Source organism: Thermodesulfovibrio sp., from assembly GCF_049969575.1.
In the GTDB taxonomy this organism is placed as follows: domain Bacteria; phylum Nitrospirota; class Thermodesulfovibrionia; order Thermodesulfovibrionales; family Thermodesulfovibrionaceae; genus Thermodesulfovibrio; species Thermodesulfovibrio obliviosus.
Genome location: NZ_JBMFOO010000011.1, coordinates 23,014 through 44,625, shown reverse-complemented (window position 1 = coordinate 44,625; position 21,612 = coordinate 23,014). Strand labels below are relative to the sequence as shown.

Sequence of the window (21,612 nt, the reverse complement as noted above, 5' to 3'; positions counted from 1 at the left end):
CCTGGGGCTGAAGTAGGTCCCAAGGGTTGGGCTGTTCGCCCATTAAAGCGGTACGTGAGTTGGGTTCAGAACGTCGTGAGACAGTTCGGTCCCTATCTGCTGTGGGCGTAGGAGACTTGAGGGAGGCTGCCCCTAGTACGAGAGGACCGGGGTGGGCGGACCTCTGGTGTTCCAGTTGTCGCACCAGCGGCAATGCTGGGTAGCTATGTCCGCAAGGGATAACCGCTGAAGGCATCTAAGCGGGAAGCCCGTCCCAAGATTAGGTCTCCCGTTCCTGGGGAAACTCAGGACCTAAAGACCCCTGGTAGACTACCAGGTTGATAGGCTGGAGGTGTAAGCACCGTGAGGTGTTTAGCCTACCAGTACTAATAGGTCGTGCGTCTTGACTTACTCTTTTATTTCTTCTTGTCAAAAAATATTTTTATAAAAAAGAGGAAGGGTTAATCCCTTTCTCTTTTTTATTTTATTTTTTAAGAGTTGAAAATTTTTTAAAAATTGATAAGATTTAAATATAAACTACTTTGTAGAGGATTAATATGAAGGAAAGAGATATTTTTGAAGAAATTGTAAATCTCGGGAAAAAAAGAGGAAAACTTACATATGATGAAATCAATGAAGCTCTTCCATCAGAATATTATTCTCCGGAAGAACTAGAGGATCTTATTGATGTTTTGAGTGATATGGGAGTGAGAGTTGTTGATGAAGATGAGGAGGAAGTATTTTTAGAAGAAGAGGAAGAACTTGAAGAAGAGGAGCATGTAGAGGACCTCGTTCAGGCTTATTTTAATTCAATGGGTGATATTCCAATACTTACCAAGGAAGAGGAAGTTGAACTTGCTAAAAAACTTCAGGAAGGAAAGAGCATAATTAAAGAGACAGTAATGGGATTAACTCTTTATCAAAAAATTTTAGATGAGATAAATAAAGAAGAAGATGTTGAAACTTTAACTGAAGAAGACAAAGCAGAAGAGGCACTAAGTAGAACTATTATTCGCATGGAAAATTTAATTAATGACATTGAAAAAATTGAAGAAAAAATTAAAGAATATGGTTCTATCAAAGAATTACGGAAACTTATAAATGAAAAAAAGAAATCCGGTGAAAATACAAAACAATTGGAGAATCTTTATAAAGAAGTTCATACAGAAATTAAAAAGATTGAAAACGAATCAGGGCTTAAGATAGATGAATTGAAAAATATCTGGCAAAAGATATATAAAGCAAAATGTCTTGTTGAAGAAACAAAAAATGAATTAATTACCAGAAATTTAAGACTTGTGGTTAACATTGCAAAAAACTATGTAGGCAGAGGGCTTCCTCTTCTTGATTTAATAGAAGAAGGCAATATTGGTTTAATGAAAGCCGTTGATAAATTTAAATATGAAAAAGGATTCAAATTTTCAACTTATGCAACATGGTGGATCAGGCAGGCGATCACAAGGGCTTTAATTGATCAAACAAAAACAATAAGAGTCCCGGTTCATATGATGGAGTTTTATAATAGGGTTACAAAAGCATCTCGTGAACTTACACAGCAACTTGGAAGAGAACCAAGTAATGAAGAAATTGCTGAAAAACTCGGCGTTCCTGTAAGGAAAGTTGAGGAAGTTTTCAGAGCTATACAGGATCCAATAGGACTCCAAACGCCAATTGGAGATGAAGATACAGAGCTTGAAGACTTTATTGGAGATAAGACTTCTCCTTCTCCTGTTGCAGAAGCTGAAAGAACAGAACTGAGTGAACATATTCAGAGAATTTTAAAAACTCTTACACCAAAGGAAGAAAAAGTTATCAAAATGAGATTCGGAATAGGGGAAGATAGAGACCATACCCTGGAAGAAGTTGGAAGATATCTTTCGATCACAAGGGAAAGAGTGCGTCAGATTGAGACTAAAGCTTTAAGAAAGCTTAAACATCCAAGCAGGATGAAACTTTTAAAAATGCTTATAAGTGAAACTCCAGAAAATAAAAAGTGAAGGAATTAGCAGAATTATCAAAGCTTTTAAGATATTACATTCTTCTTTCAACAACTAATGCAGGATCAGGTCATCCTACATCATGCCTTTCTTCAGTGGAATTAATGGCAAGCCTCCTTTTTGGAGGCTTTTTTCATTTTGATGCAGATAATCCTGATAATCCAAACAACGATAGATTAATATTTTCAAAAGGTCATGCAGCTCCACTTCTTTATTCCTTATGGACAGTAGCAGGAAAATTAACAGAACAAGAGCTTTTAACATTAAGAAAATTTGGTTCTCTACTTGAAGGTCATCCTGTAAGAGCATTTCCATATGCTGAGGCAGCAACAGGTTCTCTTGGTCAGGGTCTTTCAATAGGAGCTGGAATAGCAATAAATGGAAAATATATTGATAGACTCCCTTATCGTGTTTTTGTTTTGCTTGGCGACAGTGAAATGGCTGAAGGCTCAGTATGGGAAGCTATACAACTTGCTTCATATTACAAACTTGACAATCTCATCGGAATACTTGATGTTAATAGACTTGGTCAACGTGGTGAGACAATGTATGGATGGGATTTGTCTGCCTATGAAAAAAGAATTTCTTCTTTTGGATGGAAAACTATATGCATTGATGGTCACAACTTTGATGAGATTTTTAAAGCTTATGATGAAGCTTTAAAAAGCAAGTTACCAACAATGATAATTGCAAAAACAGTGAAAGGTAAAGGAGTCTCTTTTCTTGAAGACAGAGAAGGTAGACATGGAGTAGCTCTCTCAGAGGCTGAATTTAAAGAGGCTTTGAAAGAACTTGGAGAGATAAAAAGACTTACGATTTCAATAAAAAAGCCTGATAGTCTTAAGCCTAAACAGCAAGCTTTGGAGATAAAAGAGTTTACAAACAGATATAACATTGGTGAGATGGTTGCCACAAGGCGTGCCTATGGTGAGGCATTGGTAAAAATATTTCCAGAATTTCCAGATATTGTTGTGCTTGACGCAGAGGTTTCTAACTCTACATACGCAGAGATATTTAAAAAGCATTATCCAGAAAGATTTTTTGAATGCTTTGTTGCAGAACAAAATATGGTTGGAATGGCTGTAGGACTTTCACTTAGAGGAAAGATTCCTTTTGTATCAACCTTTGCAGCTTTTTTAACACGTGCTTTTGACCATATAAGAATGGCTCAATACAGTGAAGTAAACATAAAATTGGTTGGCTCTCATGCTGGGGTTTCTATTGGGCAGGATGGTCCAAGTCAGATGGGACTTGAAGACATTGCAATGATGCGAAGTATTTTAAACAGTGTGATACTTTATCCCAGTGATGCGGTCTCTACAGAAAAGCTTGTAAGAGAGGCAGCAAAATACAAAGGAATTGTTTATATAAGAACAACTCGCTCTACTACCCCTGTTATTTATAGCTATGATGAGGAGTTTCCGATTGGTGGTTTAAAGGTAATCAGAAAGTCTGATAAAGATTTATTCACAGTTATTGGAGCAGGAATAACTCTCCATGAAGCACTGAAAGCATATGAAGAACTTAAAAACAGAGGAATCTTTATCAGAGTTATAGATTTATACAGTTTAAAGCCCCTTGATGTAGAAACTCTAAAGGAGGCTCTTTCAGAGACAGAAGCAATTATTACAGTTGAAGACCATTATCCGGCTGGAGGCATTGCAGAGGCAGTGAAATCTGAAGTGGGGGCTGAAAGAGTTTATAGTCTTGCCTGCAGAAAAACTCCAAAAAGTGGTGCACCTGAAGAACTTTTAGATTATGAGGAGATTTCTGCAAAAGCAATAGTTGACTGTGTTAATAAATTAAATAAGTTATTCAGGAAATATAAGATTTAATGTTGACTATGACAATTTTTTATTCTTCTTCGGAGTCTGGTAAAAGACCGTGATTTTTCATTTTAGTGCGAAGTTGTTTCCTTGAAATCCCTAAAATCTGGGCAGTTTTTGTTTGATTCCATCCAGTTGAGTTTAACGCTTTAAGAATTAATGATTTTTCAACTTCTAAGAGATTTAAACTGTTTTCTTTTAAAGATGTCCATCCTGATTGTTCCTGAATTCTTCTGGGTAAATGTTTCATTGAAATTATTCCGGAAGGTGAAAGTACAACAGCTCTTTCTATGACATTTGCAAGCTCTCGAACATTTCCGTGCCAGTCATAGTTCATCAGGGCATTCATAATTTCAGGATCAAGCTGAGGAATGGGCTTATTGTTTTCTCTTGAGTACTTATTTAAAAAATGATTAACAAGCAGGGGTATGTCTTCTTTTCGTTCCCTCAATGGAGGAAGGTTAATTCTTACAACATTGAGCCTCCAATAAAGGTCTTCTCTAAATGTGCCTTCTTTTACCAGTTTTTCAAGATTCCGATTTGTAGCAGATATTATTCTTACATCAACTTTTATTCTTGTGTTACTGCCGATTCTTTGAATTTCCTTTTCCTGTAAAAACCTTAAAAGTTTTTTCTGTAAAGACATGGATAATTCTCCAATTTCATCAAGAAATACTGTGCCTTCATTGGCAATTTCAAATAGTCCGATTTTTCTATCTAAAGCACCTGTGAATGCTCCTTTTTCGTGTCCAAAAAGCTCACTTTCAAGAAGAGCCTCAGGTATTGTTGTGCAATCTATGATAATAAAAGGTTTTGTATTTCTTGGTGATTTTTTATGAATTGCTCTTGCCACAAGCTCTTTACCTGTGCCTGATTCGCCTGTAATCAATACATTTGCATTGCTTTCCGATACCATTTGCATTATATAGAAAACTTCCTGCATTGCTTTGCTTTTTCCTATAATTTCAGGGAAGGGACTGACTGATTTTTCAGTTTCTTTAAAATACATAGATGTTTTTTCAACTGCTTCCTTCAGGATATTTATTAAAAGTTCTGTATCAACAGGTTTAATTAAATAATGATAGGCACCCAATTTCATGGCTTCAACTGCCTTTTCTATGGTACCATAGGCAGTAAGCATTACTGTTGGTATATTGATTCCATTCAGTTTAAGCCATTTAAGCAGTTCTATTCCGTCCATCTGAGGAAGACGATAGTCAAGTAAAAGGCAGTCAACAGGATTTTCTTTAAGTATGGCAATTCCTTCTTCAGCTGTAGTTGCGGTAAGAACATTGAAATCTGCTTTTTTTAAGATAGCTGATATTGCTTTTAAGGCACTGATTTCATCGTCTATATAAAGTATCTTTGCCATTTTTTATAATTTTAATGGTAATTCTATTATAAATTCTGTTCCACCATTTTTTTTACTGTTAACAGTTATACTTCCATCATGATTCTTTATAATTCTTTCAACGCAAGCAAGTCCAAGTCCTGAACCTGTTGTTTTTGTAGTAAAAAAAGGTTCAAATATTTTATTTAAAAGCTCTTCAGGGATTCCCATACCAGTGTCAGATATTGTTATTAATACTTTGCTGTCTTTTTTTAATGTTTTCACTGTAATACTGTCTCCCTTCTTTGTTGCATCCATAGCATTAACCAGCAGATTCAGTATTGCCTGTTTTAACTGGTGATTGTCAAAGTAAAATTCAGGTATGGAATTGTCAAATTCTATATTTAATATTTTACCTTCTTCTTTAACTTCTGTTTCAATAAGTTTTATCACATCTGCAATTGCTTTGTTTAGATCAGCTTTTTCATATTTTAAAGGAAGTGGTCTGGCATAGGAAAGAAAACCTGTTATTAATTCATTGAGTCTTTCTGTCTCTCTATCAATTATAGATAGAAACTCTCTTAATACTTCGCCTTCAAAGTTAGATTTTATATAAGAGGTGGATGCTTTTATAGCATTTAAAGGATTTTTAATCTCATGGGCAACTGTCATTGCCATTTCTGCCATTGCAGATGATTTTTCAAGCTTTAATTTTTCTTTTGTAGCTTTGTCAAGCTCTTCAAAGGAGTGTTTGAGTTTTATTATCATTTCATTAAATGTTTCAATCAAATATCCAATTTCATCACCGCAGGAGACTTTATAAACATAACAGTCCTGACAATCAATATTGTGGCAGACTTTACAGTTTTCCTTTGCCTCTTTAATTAACCAGCATCTTTCTTTCCCATAGGCTGGGCAGTCAGTTTTTGTGCATGAAAGTATGTCTTTGCAAAGGACAATATATGGATTTTGACAGAGTTCAAGCTTGTCTGCCTGGATATGGAACATTTTTTCTTTAAGCCTTTGAAGGGGTTTTATAAGAGTTTTTGATAGCATAAAGGACATAAGAATAGTCACTCCAAGGGCTAAAAAGTTGAGAATAAAAATATAGTTTTTCAAGTCTTTTGTACCATCACTGACATATTGATTTATTTTATTTTCTGAAATTCCCGCCCTTAAAATTCCAATAAATGTGTCTCCAGCCATAATTGGAATATTTAAATGTCTTATTTCTTCATTGTCAACATACTGCCATTTTTTTAAAGTTTCTTTCTCAATATCTATAAAATTTCCAAGTTCCTTTTTGTTGCTATGACCGATAATTCTACCATTTTTATCGGCAATCATTATGTAATCAATGCCTGGAGTATTCATAATAAGTGTGATTTTTTCATCAATTGCCAGGGGATCAAAAAAAACAATATGGTCTATAGCATCCTTTGACAGATTTTCCAGCAGTAGTGTGATGTTTTTATTAATCTGGCTTTTGAGAGAATTCTTTTGGTAATTAAGAATAAGCAGATTAACAGCAAGGATGAGTATTATAAAAAGAATTAAAAATGAGACAAAAATTTTTTTGACAATACTCATTCTTTGAAATTTATCTAAAACTTTATTTATTGCTAAGTTTTTCAAGTGTTGCGATATCTGCATCAGTAGCCTCTTTAAAACCTTTAATTCTGGCTTTTTTTAATATTGTAGAATCTAAATTCAGAAGAGAGTTTTTAACTTTTTCTATTAGTTCGTGGTTTTTGTTTTTAACCACTGCAAAGGGCCAGTTTGGAAGGTATTCTCCGTAATCAAGAATTTTTATTTTAGAAATATCCACTTCCTCTGCCCATACACTTAATGCTGCCTCTCTTATAAAGCCTCCATCTGCCTCACCTTTATAAACGCCTATGATAACTTTTTCTTGCCTTTTAGCATCAATAAGTTTAAAATCTCTTGTTAGATTAAATCCCTTTTTCTCAAGATACAGCTTTTGCGATAAAAATCCTCCTGCAGAAGTTGGAGAAACAATCATTATTCTTTTACCTTTGAGGTCTTCTATTTTATTTATATTGCTATCTTTTTTGGTAATAATTATTCCCCTAAACCGTTCGTCTCCGCAAATACCATCATCCTGGGTACAGTCTTCTCCGATTGTGATAGCAAGAGCTTTAACTGGATATTTTTTTGATACAATGGAAAAAACATAGGGATTTTGATAAGAAAAATCCACTTTCCCTTCGCTGACAAGTTGAATAAATTCTTCAAAATTTTTAGGAATTACAAGCTTAAATTCATAACCTGTTTTTTCAGATAAATATCTCATTAAAGGGTCATATCTTTTATAAATAGTTAAAGGGCTATAAAGAGGCAGAATTGCAACTTTTATTGTTTTAGGAGTATATTCAATATAATTTTTCCCTTTTATGTTTCTTATTAATACTCTTATATAATCAAAATCTCTGTCTTCAGCATGAGAGAATTTTTCAATGCTCAGGGATCTAAGTATTTCTATATTTGATTGAGTAAGGATAGAGTTTTTAATTTTTTTCAGCTCTTCAGGTGGGAAATTGTTAACATAGGCAATTAAAAATCTTGGAGTTGATTCAGAGTATCTCACAATTTTAAGTCCATCATGCAAATATTTTTTAGCAGTCAGTTCACTCATCGCTCCAATATCATGATCGCCAATAAGAACTGAAAGTGCAATTCTTTGTTCCTTTTGTAGCATATCCACTGATTTAAAATCCTTGAGTGAAATATCAACATCCTTTAACATTGAAAGCGGTATTAAGTAGCTGAATGATGATTTTTCATCTCCAAGAGCAAGTTTTTTACCAAGAGAATCAAAAATTTTATCTATGTTTTTCCCATATTTTGTTACAAAAACACTTCTTGTTTCAGCAGTTCCTCCTTCAGGTTTTACAAGAGGATAGATTTTATTTTTCATGGACCATTTAAGCTCACAATATATGGTAGGGTCAACTATGAGAAGGTTAAGTTTATTCTGTTTTATTTTATTTTCAAGATCTGCGTAGTCTTTTGCAATGTCGATTGATGCAGGTTTTTTTAGGATGGTTTCTATGAATTTTTTAAGAGAATAAAACTTTTCATATATGGTTTTAGGGGACTCTTCAGAGAGAATTCCAATAGTGATTGGTTGCCCTTGAAGTTTTTCCTGCTCAGTTTTTTCTTTATTCGTGTTGCTGCAGGAAATGATTAGAATAAGTAGTAAAATTAATAGTTTAAACAATTTCATGATAAAAGGGATTTGTTTTTATTTCGTAGCCAATTTTTGTTTTCGGACCATGACCAGGCATTACAACAGTTTCTTCAGGCAGAGAAGCTAATTTTTTAAGAGAATTTAATAAATCCTTCATACTTCCTCCAGCCAGGTCTGTTCTTCCAACTGAACCTGCAAAGAGAGTGTCTCCAGTAAAAATATAACCATCAATGTATATGGACATACTTCCAGGTGAATGTCCTGGAGTGTGAATAAATTTTAATTGACTTTTGCCTATTGTTATAGTTTTTCCATCCTCAATCAGTTCATCAGGTTCAGGCTGAGGTTCTATTTCTATACCAAAAAATTGCTCTGCCACCTGAGGTGAATTTCTATAAATTTCGGTATCTTTTTCATGGAGAAGCACTTTTGCACCTGTGTCATCTTTGATTTCTTTTACTGCTCCAATGTGATCAAAATGTCCATGAGTACAGATAATGTATTTTACAGTTAATCCTTCTTCTTTAATGAAATCAAGAATTAAATCTGGTTCATCTCCAGGGTCTATAATAACTGCCTCTTTTGTATCTTCATCGTATAAAATATAGCAATTTACAAAAAGTGGGCCAATCTCAAATTTTTTTATTTTCATTGCTGCCTCCTAAGCTTTTTTAAAATATAACTTAGTTCTTCATGTTTCATCAAATAGCAAAAGACAAAATATAGAACTATGGCTACAGCAATTGCAGACCCAAGCCAGAGGAATTTTAAAAGCATTTTTCCACTATAAAGCCAGAAGTGGGGATTAATGTCACAAATTAATTTAGCAATTCCTATGCTAAGGAAAGAAGCAATAGTGCTTTTTATAAAAGATGTAACAATAGATGAAAAGGCAATCTCCGGTATTTTTCTTTTTATGAAGCTTGCAAGCATTAAAAATTGCACAATTGCAGCCACAGAATAAGCAAGAGCTAATCCATTGTGTTTCATGGATTTCATCAGGATAAGAGAAATGCCAATATTTGTTAACATTCCTGTGATTGCACATATCACAGGAGTCTTTGTATCCTGAAGAGAATAAAATGTAGCTGTTATTGTTCTTGAACCAACTGTTCCAAGAATTCCAAGACTGTAAAAGAATAAGGCACTGGCAGTATTAATTGTGGCATTTAAATCAAAGGCACCTCTTTGAAAGAGAGTGTTTACAATAGGTTTTTTAAGTATAATAAGTCCGATTGTTGACGGTATAGTTAGAAAAAAAAGAAATTTTAAAGCAAAAATAAAATCCTTCGTAAGTAGATCTCTTCTGCCCTCTGCAATATGTCCTGAAAGTGTTGGTAAAACTGCCATACCTACAGCAACTCCAAAAATTCCAATAGGTAGCTGTATAAGTCTCATGGAGTAATAAAGATATGTAACGCTTCCTTCTGGAAGAAAACTTGCTATTATGGTGCTTACAAAGATATTTATTTGATTTACTGTCATTGATAAGGTGGTAGGAATTACAAGAATAGCGATTTTTTTTAAAGCAGGATGATAGGGAGCTATACCAAATCTAAAGCCATTTTTGTAAAAAGAAGGAATCTGAATGAGCCACTGGACAATTCCTCCAAGAGTAACGCCTACTGCAACAGAGATTATTGGATTAAAGAAAAATGAGCTAAAGCCTACTACAACTATGATAATCATGATATTTAAAAAACAAGGAGCAAGGGCTGGAATAAAAAATACATTATTCGTATTAAGAGTTCCCATTGTGAGTGCGGCAAGACTTATAAAAAGTAAAAAGGGAAACATTATTCTTGTAAGTAAAACAGTTAAGTTGAATTTTTCCGGATTGGTGGTAAATCCTGGAGCAATGATTTTTACAATAAATGGACTAAATACAATGCCTGTAAGGACTATTATGCCTACAACAATGAGTATAAAAGTAAAAAGACTCTTTACAATTTTTTTTGTTTCTTCTTCTCCATTTTTTATCTGAGATTCTTTTAAAACAGGAATTACTGCAGATGACATGGAGCCTTCAGCAAAGAGTTCTCTAAGTAAATTAGGTATTCTAAAGGCTACAAAAAAAACATCGCTCAGTCCTGTTGCACCAAAATACTTAGCAAGAATCATGTCTTTTATGTATCCAAGAACTCTACTAAAGGAAGTTGCTAAGGAAATAGCTCCTGCTGCTTTAACTATTTTACCTTTTGCCATTTTAGTATTTTAATATTTCAAGAAGATCAAGGATGTCTTCTTTTGACATAGTTGAATGGCCTGTTTTTAATTCCTCTTCAAGAGTTTTGGCAAACTTATCTACATCACCCTTAAAAGACGAATCTAATCTTATAGCATTTTTTAAAGTTTTAACTGCTTCTGAGTACTGATTAAGTTTTTGATAGGTAAGCGCCATGTAAAAATGTGCTGGAATAAGAAGAAAATTTCTTTTTATTGCTTTATCGAAAGCATCCCTGGCTTCTTTATACTGTCCAGTTCTATAATAGGATAGTCCCTGTCCAAAAAAGGCTTTATCCTGAGTTATAAATAAAGGATTATCTAAGGCTTTCTGGAAAGCTTCTATTGCCTGCTTATGCATGTTTAATCTTTGATAACAAATTCCAAAATTAAACCAAGCATCGGCATAATCAGGAGCCATTGAGAGAATTTTTAGAAATAAGTCCTTTGCTGTTTCATATTCCTGAAATTCCATATGAACAAGGGCTAATCCATGAAGTGCGTTTTTATTATTAGGGTCAATTTCCAGAGCCTTATGAAATTCCACAAAGGCAAGTTGATAATTTTTTTCAATATAATAGACATATCCCATTGCAGTATAAAAATATGACTCATTTGTTTGCCTTATTCTTTCTTCTGATGCGCAAGCAATAATAAGAAGAAAAATCAATAAGCTTAAAATTATCCTCATAGTTTTATAGTATATCATTTTTTCACAACAAGCTTTCCAATTAATCGTTTAAGAAAGAAAATCAGCTCATCCAGTCCTTTCATTTGTGCTTCAAAACCATCCGGAAAAAATTTTAAATGTTTTACTATGCCCTTATTTTTAAATCCTGTTAATACATCTATAAGTTTCGTTACAAAATCTGTTTCAAGATTTTCTTCCATTGTAAATCTAAATTTATCTTTATTTTGTTTCATCTGAGAAATTTTAATTTTTGATGCAATAATTCTTATTTGTGCTGTTTTAAAAAGATTTTCTACCTCTTGAGGCAGTTTTCCAAATCTGTCGTAAAGTTCATTTTTGAGTTTCTGTATTTCATCTTCTTCCAGAATTTGGCTCAGTTTTCTATAAATTCTTATTCTCATAGAAGTTTCTTTTATGTATTCCTCCGGGATAAAGGCAGGTAAAGACAATTTAATTTCAGGTAACTTTAAACTTGGTAAAACTTCACCTTTTAATTCTTTCACTGCATCATTAAGCATTTCTATATATAAATCAAATCCCAATCTATTTATACCTGATTGCTCAACTCCAAGAAGCTCTCCAGCACCTCTTATTTCAAGATCTTTCAGGGCAACGTGAAAGCCTGCTCCAAGATAACTCATTTCCTGAATAGCCTTTATTCTTTTTTTAGCATTTTCACTGAGACCGTCTGAAGGAACTATTAAATAAGCACTGGCTTGCATGGATGCTCTACCAACTCTTCCCCTTATTTGATAAAGATCACTTAATCCAAAGGTGTGAGCCTGGTCAATTATTATTGTGTTTACATTTGGGATATCAAGTCCTGAGGCTATAATGGAAGTACAGAGTAAAATATCTATTTTTCCATCAAGAAAATCAATCATGACTTTATCAAGCATTTTTTCTTTCATTCTTCCATGAGCAACTGCTATTTTTGCAAAAGGAACAAGTGTTTGAAGCTTTGATTTAACCAGTTCAATATCATGAATTCTATTATGAAGAAAATAAATTTGTCCCCCTCTCTGAATTTCTTTTTCAATTGCTTCTTTAATTATTGAATCATTTTCATGGATAACAAATGTTTTAACTGCAAGTCTTTCCTTTGGAGGAGTTTGTATTATAAATATATCCCACAATCCGCTCAGTCCTATCTGTAAAGTTCGGGGTATGGGAGTAGCTGTTATAGTGAGAAGGTCAACTTTTGGATATTTTTCCTTTATTTTCTCTTTATGAATTACACCAAATTTTTGCTCTTCGTCAATGATCAAAAGACCGAGATCAAAAAATTCTACTTCTTTCAAAATAAGCATATGAGTTCCGATTAAAATATCAACCTTTCCGGATTTTACATTTTCAATAACTTCTTTAATTTCTTTTGCTGAACGAAATCTACTTAGATATTCAATGGTTACAGGAAAGGCTTCAAATCTTTTTCTGAAAGTTCTATAATGTTGTTCACAAAGAAGAGTTGTTGGAACAAGAACTGCAACCTGTTTACCATCATAAACTGCCCTGAAAGCTGCTCTCATTGCTACTTCTGTTTTTCCATATCCTGCATCTCCACATAGAAGGACTTCCATTGGCAGAGTTTCTCTCATTTTTCTTAAAATAGCATCTATGGCTGCTTGCTGGTCTTCGGTTTCTTCATAAGGAAAAAATTCATCAAAATTTTTATGAATTTCTGTATCCTCAGAGTAAATAAAGCCTCGCGGAGTTTTTCTTTGAGCATAAAGTTTTAAAAGTTTATCGGCAATCTCCTGTATTTTTTTTCTCTCTATTTCTTTTGCTTTCTGCCAGCGATTACTTCCAAGTTTATCAAGAGGTGGAATAAAGCCCTCTCGAGCAGAATATCTATAAATTTTTCCTATGTTCCATGTGGGCACATAAAGAATGTCTCCGTCTTTGTATTCAATTACAAGCACATCTTCTTCAGTACCTTCATATTTTTGCCTTTTTATACCACGAAATATTCCAATTCCATGATCTTTATGAACTACATAGTCACCTTCATTTATTTCCTCTCCATCAACAGGAATTTTCTGTAAACTCAGCTTTTTCTTTTTGATTGCTTTTTCTCTAAACAGTTCAAAATCTGTAATAATCATCAAGTTTTCTCTATAAAATCCTTCCTGAAGATCAGAGATGGTAATGGCAAATTTACCAGAATAATTCCCAATCTCAGCTTTGTTAATCAATGGTGCAATAATACCATGATTAAAGAGAATTTCTTTTACTGTTTCAGCTTTTCCGCGAGAGCTTAAAGAAAAAATTATAGGAATTCCAAGTTGCTTTAGATTTTTCGGAAAATCAAAAAGAGATTTTCTATCATTTGGTAAAATACCAAGTCCATAAAATGTTTTGTCTTCTCCATCAATTGACTGAGAAGAAAATTTAAAAGGTAAATGGGAGATTTTAATTATTCTATCCTCAGCCTCAATGTTTAAATCTTCAACTTTGTTAAAAACTGTAAAAATCTTATCAAATTCAAATAAATCAAGTAATTCCGTTGTAACATTATTCTCTGTTGCTGGTATTATCCATATTTCGTTTTTATCTTTAAATGTGAGTTGTGTATCAGGATTAAAAATTTTTATTTCCTCTATTTCATCACCAAAAAATTCAACTCTAACTGGATATTCTTCTCCAATTCCCCATATATCAAAAACCCATCCATGTTGTGAGAATTCTCCCTCTTGCGTCACTAATTCAGCTTGAGTATATCCTGATGCAATAAGATTTTGTCTTAACACTTCTCTTTCAATACTGATTCCTTTTTTCAGGTGAATAGTTTCAATCTGAGATGGAATTTTTCCAGATTCAACTGTTGTGATTATTTTTTTATTTTTTTCGTAGAGAATTTTAAATATTGCTACCAATCTTTCACTGCCCTGAGATGGCAAGAAAACAACTTCATTATGATTATTAAAAAATTCAGAGAAAGTTTTTATAGTTGAATAAAGTTTATAAGCCTGCTCTTCATTTTCTTCAAAAACTATGTAGTTTTCATAAAAACAAAGAAAAAGTGCAAAAGAGGTTATTGAAAGATTGTAAATTTCATTGTTTTTTTGAATTATCGAAGATATTTGTTCTATCTCTTTTGTTAAAGCTTTGTGAATGGATTCAGTATGGTTCATTAATTATTTTATCATATACTTTTTAAAGGAGGGGGCACCCCTTAGGGGGCAGGCTAAGGGGTGCGGGGCATGTATGGGAGCCTAAAAAAGAAAAGCCATGAAGTTCAAAGGGTTCATCCCTTTACCTTCATGGCTTTAATTTTGTGAATCCAACTTCTGTTGGATATATAAATTTTATCTAAAAAAATTTTTTATGTCAAGACCACGAATTGCCTCATTAAAAATCTATACGAAATTCTATTCGTTGCCTCATATAAAAATCTACTCAAAATGGGATATCTTTACAATAGCTCATATGCTTGCTTTCTTCTAAGAAAAAAGCTTCTGAAATTACCTCTCTTTAAAAAATTTTCCTCTAAACTCCTTTTTAAAGCTACTTGACTTAGAAATTATAAATAGTGTTTAATATATGTCATGGTTCCTAAGACAGAAAAGATATGGATGGATGGTAAATTTGTAGATTGGGATGATGCGAAGGTTCATGTTCTCACTCATTCCCTTCATTATGGCTTAGCAGTATTTGAAGGAATAAGGTGTTACAATACTGAGAAAGGACCGGCAGTATTTAGATTAAAAGATCATGTGGAAAGACTTTTTAAGTCTGCTCATATATTTACTTTAAGAATTCCCTTTACAGAAGAACAAATTTTTGAAGCAATAAAAGAAACTATAAGAGTTAATAAAATTAGTTCTTGCTACATAAGACCAATAGTTTTTGTAGGTTATAGCAATATGGGTGTTTATCCTAAAAACAATCCAATTCAGGTTGCAATTGCAGTTTGGAGTTGGGGTGCCTATCTTGGAGAAGAAGGACTTCATAAAGGGATAAGAGTTAAAACATCATCTTTTATTAGAAATCATGTTAATTCCAATATGTCAAGAGGAAAAGTTGCCGGATACTATGTTAACAGTCAACTGGCAAAAATTGAAGCAATTTCCTGCGGATATGATGAAGCTGTTTTGCTTGATACAGAAGGATATGTTTCTGAAGGAAGCGGAGAAAATATTTTTATAGTCCGCAAAGGAGTTCTTAAAACAACACCTTTGACTTCAATTCTTGAAGGAATAACAAGAGATACTGTTATCACCATTGCAAAGGATCTGGGGATTGAGGTAAAAGAAGAGAGATTTACCCGTGATGAGCTTTATATTTCTGATGAGGCTTTCTTTACAGGCACAGCAGCTGAGATAACTCCCATAAGAGAAGTTGATGGCAGAACAATTGGCACAGGTAGTCGTGGTCCGGTTACTGAGAAGATACAGGAACTGTTTTTTGATATAGTTAATGGAAGAGTTCCAAAATATCAACACTGGCTTGACTTTGTTTGATTTTATCTTAATTTCATCTGCTCTGCTGCTTCATTAATATCTTTGTCAGTTAAATGTTGATGCAATTTTGCTTTTTGTCCTTTTCTTAATTTGTCAAAGAGTTCCTGTTTAGTTTTTACTTGTCGTTCTTGAAATATTTTATTAAGAGATTTATCATCTTTATGGCATTTATCACATTTTAATGCAAAGACATTACCAGACATAATGAAAAAAGATATTAAAATTACAGTTATGATACGCATATTATTCTTCTTTCAAGATTTTTAAAATAAGTTCATTTACTAACTTTGGATTAGCTTTGCCTTTGGTAAGCTTCATTACCTGACCCACGAAGAATCCAATAAGTTTTTCTTCTCCAGCACGAAATCTTTCCACTTCTTTTGGATTTTTTGCCATAACTTCACGAATTGTTTCAATTATAACAGAACTGTCAGAAATCTGTGTAAGTCCCTTTTCCTTAACTATTGTTTCTGCTGATTTTCCAGTTTTATAAATTTCTTCAAATACATCTTTGGCTGTGTTTCTGTTTATTATTCCTTTTTCAATTAATGCGAGAAGTTCTACCAGTTTAGAAGGAGTTAAACTGCATTCTGTAATATCTTTCCCGTCTTCATTTAACAATCTTAAAAGTTCTACCATAATCCAGTTTGCTACTTCCTTTGGGTTTCCTCCTGAGTTTACAGCTTCTTCAAACCATTCTGCCAGAGCTTTCTCTTCTGTTAAGATTTCTGCATCATACTGAGGTAAACCATATTCTTTTACAAATCTTTCAAATTTTTGATCTGGTAGTTCAGGCATCTGTTTTTTAATAGCTTCAATCCATTCTTCTGAAACAATTAAAGGAACAAGGTCTGGCTCAGGAAAATATCTGTAGTCATGGGCTTCTTCTTTTGAACGCATTGACTGGGTTGTCCCGGTTTGTGCATCCCAGAGTCTTGTCTCTTGAATAATTTTTTCACCCATTGACAGCAGTTTTATCTGTCTTTTTATTTCATACTCAAGAGCTTTTTCAACAAATTTAAATGAATTTATATTTTTTATCTCTGTCTTCACTCCAAATTCAGAAGAGCCTGAGGGTCTTACAGAAACATTGGCATCACAGCGAAGTGAGCCCTGTTCAAGGTTGCCATCGCAGACACCAAGATATCTTAGAATTGCTCTTAATTTTTTCATATACAAAGCAGCCTCTTTTGGTGATCTTATGTCAGGTTCTGAAACAATCTCCATAAGAGGAACTCCAGTTCTATTAAAGTCAACAAAGCTGTATCCTGAAGGGTCATGGATGTTTTTACCTGCATCTTCTTCAAGATGAATTCTTTTTATTCGGATTTTTCTTTTTTCACCATCAACTATTATCTCAAGATATCCATCTTCACATAAAGGAAGCTCATATTGACTTATTTGATATCCCTTTGGAAGGTCTGGATAGAAGTAATTTTTTCTTGCAAATCTACTGTATGAAGCAATCCTGCAGTTCATGGCAAGCCCTGTTTTAATTGTATATTCAACAGCTTTTTTATTAAGTACAGGAAGCACACCAGGCATTCCAAGACAAACAGGACAGACTTGTGTATTAGGTTCTGCTCCAAACTTAGTGGAGCAACCACAGAATATTTTACTTTCAGTTAAAAGCTGAGCATGAACTTCTAACCCTATTACTGCTTCGTATTGCATTTTCACTCCTTTATAAAATTGGTTTCATTTTATGCCATGGAGTTGATTGTTCATATGCATAGGCAAGTTGAAGTATTCCTGCTTCATCAAAAGGTTTACCAATAATCTGAAGTCCTACAGGAAGTCCGTTTATGCTGAATCCACAGGGTATTGAAATTGCAGGAAGTCCTGCAAGATTAACAGAAATTGTAAAAATATCAGACAGATACATCTGAAGAGGATCATCTATTTTCTCTCCGATTTTAAACGCAGGCGTTGGTGCAGTGGGTGTGATAATAAAATCAACTTTTTCAAAGGCTTTTTCAAAGTCTTGTTTTATAAGGGTTCTTACCTGCAAGGCTTTTTTATAATATGCTTCATAGTATCCAGCTGAAAGAGAGTATGTTCCAAGCATTATTCTTCTTTTTACTTCAGAACCAAATCCTCTTGATCTTGTCTTCATGTACATGTCAAGTAAATCACTGCCTTCCACTCTCAAGCCGTATTTTACACCATCATATCTTGCAAGATTTGAAGAAGCCTCTGAAGTAGCAATCAAATAATAGGTGGCAACAGTGTATTCAGTATTGGGAAGAGAAATCTCAACAGGAATACAACCAAGAGATTCAAGATGTTTTATTGCATCCATTACTCTTTCTTCAACTTCTTTGTCCATTCCTTCTATGAAATATTCCTTAGGAATGCCTATTTTAAATCCTTTAATGTCCTTATTGAGGTATTCTGTGAAATTTGGTGTTTCAATTGGAACAGAGGTGGAATCCATAGCATCATATCCTGATATAACATTCATAAGTATTGCAGCATCGGCAACACATTTTGTAATGGGACCTATTTGATCTAATGAAGAAGCAAAGGCAACGAGTCCAAAACGAGACACTCTTCCATAAGTAGGTTTTAATCCAACAACTCCGCAGAATGAGGCTGGTTGTCTGATACTTCCACCTGTGTCAGAACCCAGTGCTGCAATACATTCATCAGCAGCAACTGCTGCAGCACTTCCACCAGAGCTTCCACCAGGAACTCTTTCCAGATCCCATGGATTTTTTGTTATGTGAAAGCCTGAGTTTTCAGTAGATGAGCCCATTGCAAACTCATCCATATTAGTTTTACCAACAAGTATATATCTTTGCTGAAGAAGTCTTGAGGTTACTGTACTTTCATAGGGTGGATGAAAGTTATAAAGAATTTTTGAAGCACAGGTTGTAAGAATTCCCTTTGTGCAGATGTTGTCTTTGACTGCTATGGGAATGCCTGTTAAAATGTTCCTTTTTCCTGAAAATATAGCATCTTCAGCATCTTTTGCCATGTTATAGGCTTTCTCAACAGTTAATGTAATAAATGCCTTAACTTTTCCTTCAACCTCCTGAATTCGTTTAAAAACATCTATTAAAATCTCGTGGGGCCTTACTTCTCCGCGATTAATCATTTCTGCAAGCTCAGCAACTGTTAATTTATGAAGCTCCAAACCAAACCTCCTTTTAAAAAAATTTTTATCAATTAAATTAAAGCAAATTACCTCTTTTTTTCAAGTTGAGTGCATTTAACATAATCAAGTTTTATAAATCTCATGCATCCGTTACAGGAGATACAATCAGATGTTTCTTTTCCTTCCATCCATTTTTTAGGTAGATCAGGCTCTCGGATCAAAGGCCTTGAAAGACTGATAAGGTCTGCTTCTTTTTTCTGTAAAATTTCTTCTGCTACTGAGCGAGAGCGAATTCCGCCCACAAGCATTATTGGAACTTTGAGCTCTTTTTTGAATTCTCTTGAGAATTCTCTGAAATAGGCTTCTTTCTGAGGGGAGTCAATTCCTGTTCTAACAGGTCTTTCCTCGGGTTTTGACTGTACAATTCCACCACTAATTTCTATTGCATCAATTCCAATATTTTCAAGTTTTTTTGCTACTCTGAGACTTTCCTCTACAGTTAGTCCTCCTTCTACAAAATCGCAGGCATTGAGTTTTATCAGCACTGGCCAATCATATCCTACATTGTCTCTTATACTCAGGTAAACTTCTTCAAGAAAATGAAATCTTCTTTCTTCATCTCCACCCCAGTAGTCAGTTCTTCTATTTGTATAGGGAGAGAGGAACTGATTTACAAGATATCCATGAGCACCATGAATCTGCACACCATCAAATCCTGCTTCCTTGGCTCTGCAAGCTGCTTTACCAAAGGAGTCTATTATTTCCCATATTTCTTCCTGAGTAAGCTGTCTTGGCATTACTTTATAAACTGGCTCATAAACTTCTGATGGTGCTACTGGCTGAGCTCCTCCAAGAAAAAGCGGAGCACACTGCCTTCCTCCATGATTAAGTTGAATTACAACTCTTCCGCCTGCTTCATGAACAGCTGTGGTTAACTTTTTTAATCCGTCAATGTAAAAGTCATTGTGAATACAAAGCATTTTCGGAGCACTTCTTCCAGAGAAATGGACCAGAGCATTTCCAGTAATTATTAGCCCAGCACCACCTTTAGCAAGCGTTACGTATAAATTTATCAATTGTTCTGTAACAAACCCGTCCTCATCTGCCATTTTTTCATATGTTGCAGAACGAACAATCCTGTTGGGCATTTTAATTGTTTTAATTTCAAATGGACTGAAGAGTTTCACTTTATCACCATCCTTGTAGCCAATTTAATAGCCTCAATGAGGCTTGTAGGCGTAGCTTTTCCCTGCCATGCTATATCATAGGCTGTTCCATGGTCAGGAGAGGTTCTTATAAATGGAAGCCCTACTGTAAAGTTCACTCCTTTGTCAAAAGCAATGAGTTTAAATGGTGCTAATGCCTGATCATGATACATGGCAACAACTATGTCAAATTCGCCATTGTATGCCCGCCAGAAAACAGAGTCTGCTGGATAAGGACCAAAAACATTTATTTCCAGAGCTTTTGCTTCTTTTATTGCAGGAGTAATTTCATCAATTTCTTCTCTTCCCATAATTCCTTCTTCTCCTGCATGAGGATTAAGTCCACATACTGCAATACGAGGATTCTCTATTTGAAGCATATCGCAGGCTTTTTTTGCAAAAAATATTGTTTTTATTACTCTTTCTTTTTTTATTAAGTGTGGAACATCTTTCAGCGGAACATGTATTGTTGTAAGGATTACTTTCAGGGATTCACTGTAAAAAGCCATTGCATAATCTTCTGTTTCAGTAAGCTCTGCAAGCATGTCTGTGTGTCCAAGCCATGGCAGCCCAGCCATTCGCAGGGCTATCTTTGTAATCGGGCATGTAACAATTGCATCAATTATTCCGAGCCTGTAAAGCTCAACAGCTTTCCGTATGTAAGAGAATGAGGCTCTGCCAGATTCCTGAGAAGGTGCTCCTTTTATAAGTTTTTTTGGATTTTGTATTTCATTGAGATTTAATATTTCTATATTGTCAGGATCGAAATCCATTCCAATGACTTTGATTACCTCTTTTATAATGCTTCTGTCTCCTATAACAAGAGGATTACAAATTTTATAAATGTCTTCTTGAGCAAATGCTTTTACAATAATCTCTGGACCCACTCCAGCTGGATCTCCCATTGTTATAGCAACTCTTTTTTTTGCCATTTTATGCCTCCTGATGAATAGGACTTTTTAATATTTTAAAACTGTATCATCTTTATTTGGTCTAAATTTGAATAGAGAGTTTTTGAGAGAGGTATTTATTTTAACATCGCTGAAATCAATTTTTACTGTATTAGACAGCATATCTATTAGTTTCATTGATTTTATCGGAAAATCGCCCTCTGCAATTGTTATCTCAATGCTTTTTATGTTGCCCATTTTGCTTTTTGGGATGAGTATCACAGTGGTTTCTGATTTTTCGTTAACTTCAAAATCTTTCTTTAAGTTTGCCATTCTGCTAAGAAGTGCCAGTGGAAGTTGACCATATTTTTCTTCGCTAAACTCACTCATTATTGCCTGTTTTCTTTTTTTGTCATAGATAATGAGAGTTTTGTTATTGAGATAGATAGTTTGTGAGAAATCTCCAGTATATTGCCATCTTACTTTATCTCCCTTTATAAAAAATTTGCCTCTGAATTGCTGGGTTTTATTCAGTTCTTTGATATGGCTTGTTTGAGTGAAATTTCCTCTTGCATCATTTATATTTTTATAGGCATTTTCAAGCTTTGTTAGAGCATTTTGAGCATTTGATATATAGGGAATTAAGAGTAAAGCTAAAAAAATTATAACTGAAACTGTCATTTTAAAAAGTTTCATA

The 21,612-nt window shown here is 34.1% G+C and carries 16 protein-coding genes and 1 rRNA gene; 4 read left to right on the top strand and 13 right to left on the bottom strand.

What is annotated here, in order from left to right:
• The 3 genes from ACP5O9_RS04030 to ACP5O9_RS04020 form a co-directional block, all read left to right on the top strand.
• Window positions 1-390, top strand: a 23S ribosomal RNA gene (locus ACP5O9_RS04030); the annotation flags it as partial.
• 146 nt (window positions 391-536) lie between these two features.
• A complete protein-coding gene (locus ACP5O9_RS04025) occupies window positions 537-1,976 on the top strand; it encodes a sigma-70 family RNA polymerase sigma factor (protein ID WP_428723474.1) in 1,440 nt (479 codons plus the stop codon).
• Window positions 1,973-3,811, top strand: a complete 1,839-nt coding sequence (locus ACP5O9_RS04020) for a transketolase (RefSeq protein WP_428723473.1) — start codon at window positions 1,973-1,975, stop codon at window positions 3,809-3,811. Before ACP5O9_RS04025 ends, ACP5O9_RS04020 begins: the two co-directional genes overlap by 4 nt.
• 19 nt (window positions 3,812-3,830) lie before the next feature.
• On the opposite strand, the gene ACP5O9_RS04015 is transcribed toward ACP5O9_RS04020, so the two are convergent.
• Genes ACP5O9_RS04015 through mfd form a run of 7 tightly spaced genes read right to left on the bottom strand, consistent with a single transcriptional unit; the run spans window position 3,831 to window position 14,391 of the window.
• On the bottom strand, window positions 3,831-5,174 hold the full coding sequence (locus tag ACP5O9_RS04015) for a sigma-54-dependent transcriptional regulator (RefSeq protein ID WP_428723472.1): 1,344 nt from the start codon (window positions 5,172-5,174) through the stop codon (window positions 3,831-3,833).
• 3 nt (window positions 5,175-5,177) lie between these two features.
• Window positions 5,178-6,785 carry an ATP-binding protein gene (locus ACP5O9_RS04010; RefSeq protein ID WP_428723471.1) on the bottom strand — a complete coding sequence of 536 codons (1,608 nt, stop codon included), beginning with the start codon at window positions 6,783-6,785 and terminating at the stop codon, window positions 5,178-5,180.
• Window positions 6,745-8,379 carry a phosphate/phosphite/phosphonate ABC transporter substrate-binding protein gene (gene phnD, locus ACP5O9_RS04005; RefSeq protein WP_353685390.1) on the bottom strand — a complete coding sequence of 545 codons (1,635 nt, stop codon included), beginning with the start codon at window positions 8,377-8,379 and terminating at the stop codon, window positions 6,745-6,747. Before phnD ends, ACP5O9_RS04010 begins: the two co-directional genes overlap by 41 nt.
• A complete protein-coding gene (locus tag ACP5O9_RS04000) occupies window positions 8,366-8,995 on the bottom strand; it encodes an MBL fold metallo-hydrolase (RefSeq protein WP_353685389.1) in 630 nt (209 codons plus the stop codon). The genes phnD and ACP5O9_RS04000 overlap by 14 nt, the downstream gene beginning before the upstream one ends.
• Window positions 8,992-10,548: a murein biosynthesis integral membrane protein MurJ gene (murJ, locus tag ACP5O9_RS03995; RefSeq protein WP_428723470.1), complete on the bottom strand. Its 1,557-nt coding sequence runs from the start codon at window positions 10,546-10,548 to the stop codon at window positions 8,992-8,994. The genes ACP5O9_RS04000 and murJ overlap by 4 nt, the downstream gene beginning before the upstream one ends.
• Window position 10,549: 1 nt before the next feature.
• The gene (locus tag ACP5O9_RS03990) at window positions 10,550-11,257 is read right to left on the bottom strand and encodes a tetratricopeptide repeat protein (protein WP_428723469.1); all 708 of its coding nucleotides are present in this window, start codon (window positions 11,255-11,257) and stop codon (window positions 10,550-10,552) included.
• 14 nt (window positions 11,258-11,271) lie between these two features.
• Entirely contained in the window at window positions 11,272-14,391 is a 3,120-nt protein-coding gene (gene mfd / locus ACP5O9_RS03985) for a transcription-repair coupling factor (protein ID WP_428723468.1), read from the bottom strand.
• A 414-nt stretch (window positions 14,392-14,805) separates the two neighbouring features.
• Here mfd and ACP5O9_RS03980 point away from each other — a divergent pair, with 414 nt between their 5' ends.
• Window positions 14,806-15,720: a branched-chain amino acid transaminase gene (locus ACP5O9_RS03980; RefSeq protein WP_428723467.1), complete on the top strand. Its 915-nt coding sequence runs from the start codon at window positions 14,806-14,808 to the stop codon at window positions 15,718-15,720.
• A 2-nt stretch (window positions 15,721-15,722) separates the two neighbouring features.
• Here the strand turns inward: ACP5O9_RS03980 and ACP5O9_RS03975 are convergent, their stop codons facing one another.
• The 6 genes from ACP5O9_RS03975 to ACP5O9_RS03950 are packed head-to-tail and all read right to left on the bottom strand — an operon-like array spanning window position 15,723 to window position 21,611.
• Window positions 15,723-15,923 (bottom strand): hypothetical protein, encoded by a 201-nt coding sequence (locus tag ACP5O9_RS03975; RefSeq protein ID WP_353685384.1) that lies wholly within the window; start codon window positions 15,921-15,923, stop codon window positions 15,723-15,725.
• 40 nt (window positions 15,924-15,963) lie between these two features.
• Window positions 15,964-17,394: an Asp-tRNA(Asn)/Glu-tRNA(Gln) amidotransferase subunit GatB gene (gene gatB / locus ACP5O9_RS03970; protein WP_353685383.1), complete on the bottom strand. Its 1,431-nt coding sequence runs from the start codon at window positions 17,392-17,394 to the stop codon at window positions 15,964-15,966.
• Between the two features lie 10 nt (window positions 17,395-17,404).
• Window positions 17,405-18,859: an Asp-tRNA(Asn)/Glu-tRNA(Gln) amidotransferase subunit GatA gene (gatA, locus tag ACP5O9_RS03965; protein ID WP_353685382.1), complete on the bottom strand. Its 1,455-nt coding sequence runs from the start codon at window positions 18,857-18,859 to the stop codon at window positions 17,405-17,407.
• 47 nt (window positions 18,860-18,906) lie between these two features.
• Window positions 18,907-20,007: an NADH:flavin oxidoreductase gene (locus tag ACP5O9_RS03960; protein ID WP_353685381.1), complete on the bottom strand. Its 1,101-nt coding sequence runs from the start codon at window positions 20,005-20,007 to the stop codon at window positions 18,907-18,909.
• Entirely contained in the window at window positions 20,004-20,957 is a 954-nt protein-coding gene (gene pdxA / locus ACP5O9_RS03955) for a 4-hydroxythreonine-4-phosphate dehydrogenase PdxA (RefSeq protein ID WP_424905189.1), read from the bottom strand. The genes ACP5O9_RS03960 and pdxA overlap by 4 nt, the downstream gene beginning before the upstream one ends.
• 27 nt (window positions 20,958-20,984) lie before the next feature.
• Entirely contained in the window at window positions 20,985-21,611 is a 627-nt protein-coding gene (locus tag ACP5O9_RS03950) for a LolA family protein (protein ID WP_353685379.1), read from the bottom strand.
• Between the last annotated feature and the right edge of the window lies 1 nt (window position 21,612).